Annotated in this window: 10 protein-coding genes, 1 tRNA gene and 1 riboswitch; of the genes, 5 read left to right on the forward strand and 6 right to left on the reverse strand. The window is 67.4% G+C overall.

Annotated features, from left to right (window positions below; genetic code table 11):
* Window positions 1-53 precede the first annotated feature (53 nt).
* Window positions 54-545: an RNA polymerase sigma factor gene (locus DEO45_RS08905; RefSeq protein ID WP_114342683.1), complete on the forward strand. Its 492-nt coding sequence runs from the start codon at window positions 54-56 to the stop codon at window positions 543-545.
* Window positions 542-1,291: an anti-sigma factor family protein gene (locus DEO45_RS08910; protein WP_114342685.1), complete on the forward strand. Its 750-nt coding sequence runs from the start codon at window positions 542-544 to the stop codon at window positions 1,289-1,291. The genes DEO45_RS08905 and DEO45_RS08910 overlap by 4 nt, the downstream gene beginning before the upstream one ends.
* 80 nt (window positions 1,292-1,371) lie before the next feature.
* Here the strand turns inward: DEO45_RS08910 and DEO45_RS08915 are convergent, their stop codons facing one another.
* The 3 genes from DEO45_RS08915 to DEO45_RS08925 form a co-directional block, all read right to left on the reverse strand.
* Entirely contained in the window at window positions 1,372-1,590 is a 219-nt protein-coding gene (locus tag DEO45_RS08915) for a hypothetical protein (RefSeq protein ID WP_114342687.1), read from the reverse strand.
* Between the two features lie 65 nt (window positions 1,591-1,655).
* On the reverse strand, window positions 1,656-2,426 hold the full coding sequence (locus DEO45_RS08920; RefSeq protein WP_114342689.1) for a LytR/AlgR family response regulator transcription factor: 771 nt from the start codon (window positions 2,424-2,426) through the stop codon (window positions 1,656-1,658).
* Window positions 2,423-3,724: a histidine kinase gene (locus DEO45_RS08925; RefSeq protein WP_114342691.1), complete on the reverse strand. Its 1,302-nt coding sequence runs from the start codon at window positions 3,722-3,724 to the stop codon at window positions 2,423-2,425. Before DEO45_RS08925 ends, DEO45_RS08920 begins: the two co-directional genes overlap by 4 nt.
* A gap of 493 nt (window positions 3,725-4,217) precedes the next feature.
* Between DEO45_RS08925 and DEO45_RS08930 the strand changes: the two genes are divergently transcribed.
* On the forward strand, window positions 4,218-4,484 hold the full coding sequence (locus DEO45_RS08930; protein ID WP_114342694.1) for a hypothetical protein: 267 nt from the start codon (window positions 4,218-4,220) through the stop codon (window positions 4,482-4,484).
* Window positions 4,485-4,751: 267 nt separating this feature from the next.
* Here the strand turns inward: DEO45_RS08930 and DEO45_RS08935 are convergent, their stop codons facing one another.
* Window positions 4,752-6,200 (reverse strand): adenylate/guanylate cyclase domain-containing protein, encoded by a 1,449-nt coding sequence (locus DEO45_RS08935; protein ID WP_114342696.1) that lies wholly within the window; start codon window positions 6,198-6,200, stop codon window positions 4,752-4,754.
* Between the two features lie 491 nt (window positions 6,201-6,691).
* On the opposite strand from DEO45_RS08935, the gene DEO45_RS08940 reads away from it, so the two are divergent.
* A complete protein-coding gene (locus DEO45_RS08940; protein WP_114342699.1) occupies window positions 6,692-7,630 on the forward strand; it encodes a GGDEF domain-containing protein in 939 nt (312 codons plus the stop codon).
* A 57-nt stretch (window positions 7,631-7,687) separates the two neighbouring features.
* Here DEO45_RS08940 and gcvP read toward each other — a convergent pair whose 3' ends face one another.
* Entirely contained in the window at window positions 7,688-10,612 is a 2,925-nt protein-coding gene (gene gcvP / locus DEO45_RS08945; RefSeq protein ID WP_114342701.1) for an aminomethyl-transferring glycine dehydrogenase, read from the reverse strand.
* Window positions 10,613-10,651: 39 nt separating this feature from the next.
* Window positions 10,652-10,752, reverse strand: a riboswitch (glycine riboswitch).
* A 216-nt stretch (window positions 10,753-10,968) separates the two neighbouring features.
* Here gcvP and DEO45_RS08950 point away from each other — a divergent pair.
* Window positions 10,969-11,376 carry a VOC family protein gene (locus tag DEO45_RS08950; protein WP_114342703.1) on the forward strand — a complete coding sequence of 136 codons (408 nt, stop codon included), beginning with the start codon at window positions 10,969-10,971 and terminating at the stop codon, window positions 11,374-11,376.
* Window positions 11,377-11,474: 98 nt separating this feature from the next.
* On the opposite strand, the gene DEO45_RS08955 is transcribed toward DEO45_RS08950, so the two are convergent.
* Window positions 11,475-11,561: transfer RNA gene (locus DEO45_RS08955), tRNA-Leu, on the reverse strand.
* Window positions 11,562-11,667 lie beyond the last annotated feature (106 nt).

Consider the following 11,667-nt stretch of genomic DNA (forward strand, 5'->3'; position numbering starts at 1 on the left):
CGATGCGGGCGAGGGAAGGAATCCTCCTGTTCGGACGTAATGGAAGGTGATGCGTGAATGCGAGCGACGCCGTGCGCGAAGGGTTGATCCCGCTGTTGCCGCGCCTGCGCCGCCTGGCGCGGGCGCTGGCGGGCCAGGCCGCCGATGCCGACGATCTGGTGCAGATCGTGCTGGAGCGTGCGCTGGCCCGCGCCGCGCAATGGCGGCCGGACGCCGCGCTGGATCGGTGGGTGTTCGCGATCGCGCGCAACGCCTGGCGGGACGAGCTGCGCGCGCGTGGCAGGGCGCAACACCTGTTTGCGCCCGAGGAGGCCGGTGAGATGGCCGCCGACCGCGCCAGCGCCCAGCCCGCGCAGCAGCTGGAACTGGCGATGGCGTTGGCGGCATTGCCGCCGGACCATCGCGAAGTAGTAGCCCTGGTACTGGTCGAGGGCATGTCGTACGGCGAGGCCGCCGAGCTGCTGGAAGTGCCGGTGGGCACCGTCACCAGTCGCCTGGCTCGCGCCCGCGCCACCTTGCAGGCCCATCTTGGGAAAGAAGCATGAACCCGATCGACGACGACACCTTGCAGGCTTACGTGGATGGCGAACTCGATGCGCCCGCCACCGCGCGCGTCGATGCCGCGCTGGCGCACGACGATGTGCTCGCCCGCCGCGTGCGGCAGTTGCAAGCCCTGAACGCGCAGCTGCGCGCTGCGTTCGATCCAGTGCTCGACGAGCCGGCGCCGGAGCGGTTGTCCGCCTTGCTGCAGCCGCCGGCTGCGATACCGGTCACGCCATTTGTCGTGCCTGCGGGCGGGTATCGCATGGATACCGCTCGCCGCCGTGCGCCGCGTCGCTGGTTCGTGCCGGGTGCCGCGCTGGCCGCATCGGTGGCGCTGCTCGCAGTGGCCCTGTGGTGGTGGCGACCCGGCGGCGAGCTGGTGCGCATGCAAGGCAGCCAGTCGTTTGCCGCGGGTGCCCTGGAGCGCGCGCTCGATCATGCACTGGCGAGCGAGCCGGATGCGAAGGCCCTGGTGTCGATTGGCCTGAGCTTCCGCAGCAACGACGGGCGCATTTGCCGCACCTTCGTGCTGCGCCCCGCGCCGGCACGGGCCGGCCTTGCCTGCCATGGCGATGCAGGCTGGGAGCTGCCGGTGCTCGGCGCGGCGGCTCCGCGGGAAGGCGGCGAATTGCGCCAGGCGGCGAGCAGCATGCCGCCCGCGGTGCAGGCCGCGGTCGATGCCCGCCTGCGCGGTGAGGCCTTCGATGCGCAGCAGGAGCGCGCGGCACGGGCGGCGGGCTGGCGCTGAAGGCGTTGGGCCTCGCGGCGCGCTGGTGGTCTTGCGCGTGCAGCCGGCAACAGGAAGATGAGGCAGCGAGAGAGCGCGACTCAACGCTTGCTCACGAAACCGGCTGCGCGCATGCAGCGGTCGAGCGCGACGTTGCGGAGGCCGACGCCGGTGCTGTCCAGGGCATAGGCCGGGGAAACGGCGGCGCGTACCCTGCAGCCGCGCTCGGCGTGCAGGCGTTGCGCGTCGCGGTCGATGGGTTGCGAGGCGCAGGCGGCAAGGCATAGGCCGGCCAAGCCGGCAATCGTCAGCTTCAGCATGATGGGTTTTCCGAGGCGGTCGGTTTGGGGTTGTGCGGCCCGCGTGTGACGAGCCACACGCGGGATCACATGTTGCGGAACAGCACCATGAAAGGTTGGCTCACGGTGAGGGTTTCGGGGCGTTGCTTGAGGCGCACGGTGCCCTTGCCGCTGTCGTCGCGGACGATGGAGGCGATCGCTTTCAGGTTGACGATGGTGGAACGGTGGATCTGCTTGAACACGGCCGGGTCGAGCTGCTCCAGCAGTTCGCGGATCGGCTTGCGCAGCAATGCTTCGCCGTCGGCGGTCATTGCCACGGTGTACTTGTGGTCGGCGCGGAAGTAGGCGACGTCGTCCACCATAATGAGCCGCGTCTCGCGGCCGGTGCCGGCGGTGATCCAGGTGAGCGGCGGCGCAACTCCCGTTGGCGCGGCGCCTTTCGCCAGCTCGCGCAGCAGCAGGGCGAGGTCGCCGCGCGCAGCCTGGCCTGCGGTGGCGCGGCGTTGCAGCCGTTCGACGGTGGCGGCCAGGCGCTCGGTGGCGATGGGCTTGAGCAGGTAGTCGATCGCGCCGCGCTCGAAGGCGTCGATGGCGTACTGGTCGTAGGCGGTGGTGAATACCACCTGCGTGGCGGGGCTGGCTTCGGCAGCTGCCGCGGCCACTTCCAGGCCGCTCAGACCGGGCATGCGGATATCGAGGAAGGCCACGTCCGGTTGCTGCGTGGCGATGGCGTCGAGTGCGTCGGCGCCGTTCTCGCACTCGGCGATCACGTCCAGTTCCGGCCACGCCTCACTGAGCAGGCGGCTCAGCGTGGAGCGCAGCAGAGGCTCGTCCTCGGCGATCACGGCGCGGCTCATGGGCGCGGTTCCGCTGCGATCAGTGCGGTCTGTTGCGCCGGTACGGTGAGCGTGGCGGCCACGCCTTCCGGCACGTTGGCCACCACGGCCAGCGAGGCGCGCGGGCCGTACACGAGTTGCAGACGTTCGCGCACGTTCTTCAGGCCGATGCCGGTGCCGCCGCCGGCCGCGCCGAAGCCCTGGCCGTCGTCGGCCACGGTGATCGCCACGTTGTCGCCGTCGCGGCGGGCGAGGATCCACACGCTGCCGCCGCCGGGCTTGGGTTCCAGGCCGTGCTTGATCGCGTTCTCCACCAGGGTCTGCAGCATCATCGGCGGCAGCGTGACGGCGCGCAGCGCGTCGGGTACTTCGATCTTCATCTCCAGCCGCGCGCCCATGCGGATCTTCAGGATTTCCAGATAGGCGCGGGCGCGCTCCAGTTCCTCGCCGAGCGTGGAAAGCGTTTCCTCCGCGCTGGGCAGCGAGTGGCGCAGGTACTGGATGAGGTGGCCGAGCATGCGGTCGGCCTGCGCAGGTTCGCTGCGCGTGAGGTATTGCGCGCTCGCCAGCGTGTTGTAGAGGAAGTGCGGTTCCACCTGCGCGTGCAGCAGGTTGAGCTTGGCCTGCGCCAGTTCCCTGTCGGTGGCGGCCTGGGTGGCGGCCTGCTGTTCGCGGCGACGCCGCTCGGCCACGCGGCGGGCGAGGGCGCGGGAGACCGCCTCGGCGTTGACCAGGTTGGTGCCGTCATCCACGCGGAACCAGTCGGTCCACGCGCCGCTTTCCGGTTCGCATACCAGGGTGACGCTGCCGGTGCCTTCGCCCGGCGTCACCGTGGCGAAGATCTGGTTGCGTCGGCTACCCAGCCAGCTGAAGGGGTTGAGCCAGCCGAGCACGGTGCGGCCGTAGGGATTCGGGCGGTGTACCTTGGCGCGCACCTGCAGGCTGTCGCGGGCGCTCTCGATCTCCTCGGTGTAGGGCAGTTCGCGGATCGTCGCGTCCAGCATGTCGAACGCCTCGTCGGCCTCGAACGGCAGCTCGATCTGCCGGCGTTGGCGGTTGCCCAGCGTGTCGAGGTTCACGTGCCCGGCAATCAGCCGCACGCGCCGCAGGTGCGAGAACGCGCCGGTGATCACCAGCGCCAGCACCACGGCGACGATGATTTCCGGCAGCGGCTGCATGCTGCGGAACGGGCCGCTGTTGGCGATCAGGGTGATGACGAAGGTCAGCGCCAGCAGCCAGGCGACGACCAGTCGCGCTACGAAGAAAAAGCCCTTGATCACGTCGATGTCCCCGATGGCCGAGCGATGGGAGGCGAGCATAGCTGCCAATCCTGCGCCTTTTGTCGGCCGTGCGACAAAGACGGAAGCGGAAGGCATGGAATGGCGGAAACGCCGCATGGGGCGCAGGCAGCGCACCGGTTCGACCTGATGTGCGGCCATACCGGTCACGCCACTGGCCATGCTTGCAGGTGGCGCCGCATGGGCCTCGCGTGCGAACGGGTGCGCCGGCTGCGGATGCCCCGGCGGCGATCGGTCTGGGCCGCCGCGGCAGCGAAGGGTGCATCGTCGCGCCTTCGTGCTGCACCGCGAGCCGGCCTTGCCAGGTTGGGAGTCGCCCGTGTTTGGCGCGGCGGCTCCGCCGGAAGGCGGCGGTGAACCGCGCCAGGCGGCGGACAACGAGTCCTGAGCAGGATATTGACCCGCACTTCGCATTCGCGCCGCTACCGTCGGAGCGAACGGCTCGATACGCCGTGCTTGCATGCCGCCGGCAGCCGTCGAAGGGCCGCTACATCTCGCCAGGAGGAGCCATCCCATGTCCGATGAAAATGCGAAGACGCCGGCCGACTACATCGTCGATACGGTGGCGCAGCTCAAGGAGATGCGGCATTACTCGAAGAACAATGTGGAAACGCTGACGGCGGCGTGGCTGCTGTTCGACGGCGAATTGTCCAAGCTCAAGCAGGCGGACAAGCTCGCCGACCTGATGGACCGCCAGGGGCAACTGCACGAGGCGCTGGAAGCGGTGATCGTCGATCTGGAAGAGGCGCTGGCAAAAATGCAGCCGAAGCCGGAGGAGTAATTCCCGATGCAGCAGTGGTGTCGAAGGGCTGCCTGCCATCCATCATTCTGCCGATGCCATCGAAGCTTGGGTTTAGGCGCTTTGGGATCGCGCTCCTTCAGCGTATCTGGCGTCTTCGCTCCGGCGGCCACGTCGACGGCGCAATGCTCATAGGAGCAGGCGTTGTCTTCGGGATGCTGGCACGGGCGAGGTGACGCAGCCATTGATGACACTGCCTGCTGTGAACGACAGACCCTGCGTGGCGGGACCTGTCGTGGCACAGGGCGGCTACGGCGGGTGCGCGTACGGGGACTGGCGGAACTCCATGGCGGCGAGCCGGAATGGCTCGGGTGTCACCTCGAAATACCGGTGGCCGGCGAGGCTGGGCGATTGCCGGGCGGTATCGGACGACCAGCTGTCGAAGGCGGTCAGCGCGGCGGCGTAATGCTCGTCGATCTGCTTCAACGCCCTGCTCATGTTGTCGTCGACCAGCATCACGTCGCGGTCGCGCGGCGCAAAGGCGATCATCTTGGCCGAACGGTTGACGCACTGGCCCATCGCCGTGGGCGTCTGGAACTGTTGCGGCCCCATGTTGGTCGATACCACCGGGCCCAACGCGATGGTAATGCGCAGCTTCACCGCCTCGGCGACGTCTGCCGCCAGACCTTGCCAGCGCTGGGTCTTGAAGGCCTTGAACTCGCCGAACAGATCGGCGGCGGCGCAGATCGCCCGCAAGGCCGGATTGCTCATCGGCGCATGGCCGTCGAAGCCGGCGTAATGAAAGCGGATCAGCGTGCCGTCGCCATTGAACTTTTCCATGATGCCGGAAAATGGACCAATTCGCCGGTAGATATTCTGGCTGAAGCGGTTGATCAGGCGTGCTGCATCAGTCAGCGGCAGCTCATCGAACAATGCCGACGATTGGGTCAGGTCGACATACATGATCACCGCGTTCTCGAGGTTCAGTTCGTCCTGCAGGCCGAGCACGCGCATGGCGTCGGGGCTGGACCGGAAGTAATGCAGCGTGCCCGCCATGCCGGCGTCGCTGGTTTCCTGCAGGGCTTCGAGCAGCTGCCTGCGGTCGTCGCTCTGGAAGCCATGCTCGTCGAGGTCGTAGGCGCTGCCCGGCAGGGTCTTGTTGAAGACCTGCACGACGCCGATCTGCCGCCCCTGCCAGCGTACCGGCGACACCAGCGTATGCAGCGGCACGAAACCGGACTGCTTGTCGTACGAGGCGACGTGGCGGACGTTGGCCTGTAGGTTGTTGTTGCCGATCAGGGTGGCCCTGCCCCAGCACTCGCCGACGACGGTCCAGCTCTCGACCAGTTTCATCTTGAGGATGGCCGCGGTGGCGCCAGGGTCGATGTTCCAGGCGGCGACAAAGGCGAAGCTGCGCGGTGACGCGGTCATTTCATCGCTGGCGTTGAACACCGGGATATAGAGCGACGCGGCCTGCGCGCGCAGGGTGCCGGCCAGGCGCTCGATCATTTCGGTGAGTTGCGCGCGCAGCCGGATCAGGTCTCGGTGGGCGGGGGCGCTGTCCTCCTCGGCGGTCTTCACGCGCGACTGCGCCTTCAGCAGATCAGCCTGCAGGCGGGTGATTTCGGCGTCCTTGATCTTCAGCTCGGTGTCTTTGCCGGTCACGACCCTGTCGTGATAGAGCTTGGCCAGCGTGGCGATGCCACAGGCGCCGACGAAGGCGCCTGCGATCTTGGCATATTCGATCCATTCGATCACGGTGCCTCCCGCGAAATCTTCCAGCGGCTCGCAACGGCCCCTGGGGTGCGGCCGCGCGTGCCACGGAATATAGCGCGATTGCCTGCCGTCGACCGTCAGCTGCCCACCCGGCCCGGATGCGCCATCCCGGCATGACTTCCGGCCGTGTCCGAAGGGTGGCCCGGGGCGTCGCTATCGCGTGGTGCGAGGGAGGGCCGATGGCCACCCGGCCACATCATGCTGTACCGCCGGCGTCAGCGTCGCGAACATCAAGTGTCGCATGATGATCCGCAGCGACCGGTGGCCGGCGATCGGCACCTGGCTGGCAAAAACGGCGCTTGAGCCGGCGCAGCGAGCCGCATGAATGAAAGGCCCCGCCTGGCGGGGCCTTTTCGTTGCCGGGCGGCCGGTATTGAGCGAGATGGCGGGCCTCGTGCGTCGATGCCTTGATATATTTGATCTTGCTGTCCGCCTGCGCCACGCAGGCCAGAATATTCCCGGGGATCGGCGAGATGGTGGATATCGAGAACAGGGTGGAGTCCGACGGCGCCGTCTACAAGACGCTGCTGGAATCGACCAGGGCGATCCCGTGGAAGATCGACTGGGACAGCAAGCAGTTCGCCTATATCGGGCCGCAGATCGAGGCGCTGCTGGGCTGGGCGCCGTCGAGCTGGGTGGGCGTGGCCGACTGGGCCAGCCGCATGCATCCCGAGGATCGCGATTGGGTGGTGGATTTCTGCGTCGCGCAGTCGCAGGCAGGGGTGGACCACGAGGCCGACTACCGCGCGCTGACCCGCGACGGCCATTACGTGTGGATCCGCGACGTGGTGCACGTGGTGCGCCGGCCCGACGGCTCGGTCGATGCGCTGATCGGCTTCATGTTCGACATCAGCGAGCGCAAGCGCACCGAGCAGCAGCTGATCAGCCTGCAGAAGGAGATGGAAGAGCTTTCCTTCCGCGATGGCCTGACCGGCGTCGCCAACCGCCGGCGCTTCGACGCGATCATCGAACTCGAATGGAGCAACGCGCGGCGCAACCGGCAGCCGCTGTCGCTGCTGATGATCGATATCGATTATTTCAAGCAGTACAACGATCGCTACGGCCACCTGGAAGGCGATGCCTGCCTCAAGCATGTGGCGCGGGTGCTGAATTCGGCGGCCACTCGCGCGCGCGACCTGCTGGCCCGCTTCGGCGGCGAGGAATTCGTGCTGGTGCTGCCGGAAACTGACGAAGCCGCCGCCGGCAAGCTGGCCGAACGCTGCCGCGAGCTGCTCCTGGCCGAGCAGATCCCGCACGAGTCGTCGCCGATCGGTCCCGTGCTGACGATCAGCCTCGGCGTGGGCAGCACGATTCCGGGCCACGACGACGAACTGCGGTCGTTCATCGACGCGGTGGACAAGCGGCTGTACCAGGCCAAGCAGCAGGGCCGCGACCGCATCGTGGCGGAATGAAACAAAAGGCCCCGCGAGCGGGGCCTTTTGCCGTGGTGCACGAATCGGCGAAGCGGCTTACGCCTCGGCTTCTTCCTTGTACGCATCCACCGGAATGCAGGCGCACATGATGTTCTTGTCGCCGTAGACGTTGTCGACGCGGGCCACCGGCGGCCAGTACTTCTGCAGTTTCAGGCTGGCCAGCGGGAAGGCGGCCAGTTCGCGCGGGTAGGCGTGGGTCCACTCGCTGCCGCTGACCATGGTGGCGGTATGCGGCGCGTTCTTCAGCGGGTTGTCCTCGCGGTCCAGCTTGCCTTCCTCGACCGCGCGGATCTCGTCGCGGATCTGGATCATCGCGTCGATGAAGCGATCCAGTTCGTAGCGCGATTCGCTCTCGGTCGGTTCCACCATCAGGGTGCCGGACACCGGGAAGCTCAGCGTCGGTGCGTGGAAACCGAAGTCGATCAGCCGCTTCGCCACGTCCTCGGCACCGATGCCGGTGGCGTCCTTGATCGGGCGCAGGTCCAGGATGCACTCGTGCGCCACCAGCCCGTTGCGGCCGGTGTAGAGGGTGGGGTAGTGCGCCGCCAGCCGCTTCGCGATGTAGTTGGCGTTGAGCAACGCGACTTGCGTAGCTTTCCTCAGGCCCTGCTGGCCCATCATGGTGATGTACATCCACGAGATCGGCAGGATCGAGGCGCTGCCGAAGCTGGCAGCCGACACCATACCTACGGAGCGGCTGTTGTGAGGAGTGCGGCCATGGATGGCCGCTTCTTGATCCTCGCCGACAGGGATGTCGGCATAAGTGCGCGGCAGGAACGGTGCCAGGTGCGACTTCACCGCGCACGGGCCCACGCCCGGGCCGCCGCCACCATGCGGAATGCAGAACGTCTTGTGCAGGTTGAGGTGCGACACGTCCGAGCCCCACTTGCCGGGCTTGGCCACGCCGACCAGTGCGTTCATGTTGGCGCCGTCGGTATACACCTGGCCGCCGTGCTGGTGGACGATGTCGCAGATCGCCACGATGTCTTCCTCGAACACGCCGTGGGTGGACGGGTAGGTGATCATCAGCGCGGCGAGGCGGTCGGAATATTTCTCCGCAGCGCGGCGGATGTCCTCGACGTCGACGTTGCCGTTGGCGTCGCACTTGGTCACGACAACGGTCATGCCGCACAGGTGGGCGGAAGCCGGGTTGGTGCCATGGGCGGACTCGGGGATCAGGCAGATGTCGCGCTGCGACTGGCCATTGGCGCGAAGGTAGGCGCGGATCGCCAGCAGGCCGGCGTATTCGCCCTGCGCGCCGGAGTTCGGCTGCAGGCTCACCGCATCGTAGCCGGTGCATTCGACCAGCATCGCTTCCAGGCCGTCGATCAGCTCCTTGTAGCCCTGCGCCTGTGCGGCCGGGGCCAGCGGGTGCATGTTGGCGAATTCCGGCCAGGTGATCGGGATCATCTCGGCGGTGGCGTTGAGCTTCATGGTGCACGAGCCCAGCGGGATCATCGTGCGATCCATCGCCAGGTCCTTGTCGGCCAGCGCGCGCATGTAGCGCAGCAGCTCGTGCTCGCTGTGGTGCGTATTGAACACCGGGTGGGTGAGGAACGCGCTCTTGCGCACCAGGGCAGGAGGCAGGGCGTCGGCGGTGGCGGCGTCGAGCGCATCGATGTCTGCGATGTTGCCGCCGAACAGGGCCGCCAGCGCGATCACATCGGTGCGCGTGGTGCTCTCGTCGAGGCTGATGCCGACGCTCCCGCCGTCGATGCGGCGCAGGTTGATGCGCGCCCCGGCGGCCTTGGCGTGCAGCGCGGCGGCATCCACGCCGGTGACGTGCAGGGTGTCGAAGAAATCCTTGCCCACGGCGACGCCGGCCTGGCGCAGCGCGGCGGCGAGGATCGCGGCCAGACGATGCGTGCGGCGCGCGATGCGGACGAGTCCCTTGGGGCCGTGGTAGACCGCGTACATCGAGGCCATCACCGCCAGCAGCACCTGCGCGGTGCAGATGTTGGAGGTGGCCTTCTCGCGGCGGATGTGCTGCTCGCGCGTCTGCAGGGTGAGGCGATAGGCGGCCTTGCCTTCGGTGTCGATCGACACGCCGATCAGCCGGCCCGGCATCGAGCGCTTGTACGCATCGCGGCAGGCCATGAACGCGGCGTGCGGGCCGCCGAAGCCGAACGGCACGCCGAAGCGCTGCGAGTTGCCTACCACGATGTCGGCGCCCCATTCGCCGGGAGCGGCGATCAGGGTCAGCGCGAGCAGGTCGGTGGCGACCGCGACCAGGCCGCCGCGGGCGTGCACGGCGTCGGCGATGGCCCGGTAGTCATGGATGCCGCCGAAGGTGTCCGGGTACTGCAGCAGCACGCCGAACGCTTCGGTGCCGGCGGCGTCGGCATCCGCGCCGACCACCAGCTCGATGCCCAGCGGTTCGGCGCGCGTGCGCACCACTTCCAGCGTCTGCGGGTGCACGCCGTTCGACACGAAGAACACGTTCGACTTCGACTTGCACGAGCGCTTGGCCAGGGTCATCGCCTCGGCCGCGGCGGTGGCTTCGTCCAGCAGCGAGGCGTTGGCGATCTCCATGCCGGTGAGGTCGGCGCACATCGTCTGGAAGTTGATCAGCGCCTCCATGCGGCCCTGCGAGATCTCCGCCTGATACGGCGTATAGGCGGTGTACCAGGCTGGATTCTCCAGGATGTTGCGCAGGATGACGTTCGGCGTGAGGGTGCCGTAGTAGCCTTGGCCGATGAAGCTGCGGAAGACCTGGTTGCGATCGGCGATCGCGCGGATCTTGGCCAGCGCTTCCTCTTCGGTGACCGCCTGCGGCAACGCTAGCGGGGCGGCGGACTTGATCGAGCCGGGAACGATCGCGTCGGTCATCGACTCCAGCGAATCGTGGCCGATCACGTGAAGCATCTGTGCGATCTCGGCGTCGTCCGGACCGATGTGGCGCTCGATGAAGGCGCCGTGGTGTTCGAGGTCGCGCAGGGAAGGGGAGGAGTTGTGGCTCATGGGTGGGCATCCGAAGACTCGCGTGCCGTGCCGCACGCGGGGCGCCCCTCTGTCCTTTTGCCTGAGAGTTTGGAAACGCGATGGCTGCGCTTCGTGCCCCTTCGGCGCCGGATTCAACCGGTCTCTCCAGAGTGTTTGCGCGTGGTGGTATGGGAGCCTGAGCGATTACGGGCGTTGCGTCTTCGGCAGCGGCACGTGCCCGGTCTTCGGGCCGCCCGCTTCTCCCACCATGCGTTTACCGCGCCGATTATACAGGCGGATCCGGGGCGTGTTGCAGCCCGTGGCCGCGGTTCAGGGAACCCGGTGGCCGGCCCGCGCTATGCTCGGACACTCCGTTCCCGACCCGCCCGAGCCCCATGATCCGTATCGGCGAAATCGACCACGTGGTGTTGCGCGCCATCGACCCTGCGGCCATGCAACGCTTCTACTGCGAGGTGCTCGGCTGTCGCGAGGAACGCCGGCAGGACGAGATCGGCCTGGTGCAGCTGCGCGCCGGTGCCTCGCTGATCGACCTGGTAGCCATCGACGGCAAGCTCGGCCGCCACGGTGGCGCCGCACCGGGCAGGGAAGGCCACAACATGGATCACCTGTGCCTGCGCGTGGAGGACTACGACGAAACGGCGATCCTGGCGCAGCTGAAGGCACATGGCGTGCGGATAGGCGAGCTGGGTTCGCGTTACGGCGCGCGCGGCGAAGGCCCGTCGATCTACCTGTACGACCCGCAGGGCAACATGATCGAGCTGAAGGGGCCGGCAGCTGCCTGAAAAAGCCGGCGGGAGGCTGCCTTGAAAGGCAGCCTCCCGCCTTCGATCAAACCCCTGAAAAGACGAAAGCCCGCATTTCTGCGGGCTTCGTTTACAATTGGTGCCCAGGAGAGGACTCGAACCTCCACGGAGTTGCCCCCGCTAGCACCTGAAGCTAGTGCGTCTACCAATTCCGCCACCTGGGCAGGTGTCACGTCGCTCGGTGAGCTGCGTGAGCCGCGTAATTTAGGCATCTGCCGACGGCTTGTCAACACTTTTTCACATCCGTTCATGGCGACGTGGCATTCTCCG

Source organism: Rhodanobacter denitrificans, assembly GCF_003335105.1.
GTDB lineage: Bacteria > Pseudomonadota > Gammaproteobacteria > Xanthomonadales > Rhodanobacteraceae > Rhodanobacter > Rhodanobacter denitrificans_A.

Bases quoted from the DNA above. Each gene is read 5' to 3' on its own strand.
- DEO45_RS08910 (WP_114342685.1), top strand. From the start codon at position 542: ATGAACCCGATCGACGACGACACCTTGCAGGCTTACGTGGATGGCGAA.
- DEO45_RS08915 (WP_114342687.1), bottom strand. From the start codon at position 1,590: ATGCTGAAGCTGACGATTGCCGGCTTGGCCGGCCTATGCCTTGCCGCC.
- DEO45_RS08920 (WP_114342689.1), bottom strand. From the start codon at position 2,426: ATGAGCCGCGCCGTGATCGCCGAGGACGAGCCTCTGCTGCGCTCCACG.
- DEO45_RS08925 (WP_114342691.1), bottom strand. From the start codon at position 3,724: ATGCTCGCCTCCCATCGCTCGGCCATCGGGGACATCGACGTGATCAAG.
- DEO45_RS08930 (WP_114342694.1), top strand. From the start codon at position 4,218: ATGTCCGATGAAAATGCGAAGACGCCGGCCGACTACATCGTCGATACG.
- DEO45_RS08940 (WP_114342699.1), top strand. From the start codon at position 6,692: ATGGTGGATATCGAGAACAGGGTGGAGTCCGACGGCGCCGTCTACAAG.
- gcvP (WP_114342701.1), bottom strand. From the start codon at position 10,612: ATGAGCCACAACTCCTCCCCTTCCCTGCGCGACCTCGAACACCACGGC.
- DEO45_RS08950 (WP_114342703.1), top strand. From the start codon at position 10,969: ATGATCCGTATCGGCGAAATCGACCACGTGGTGTTGCGCGCCATCGAC.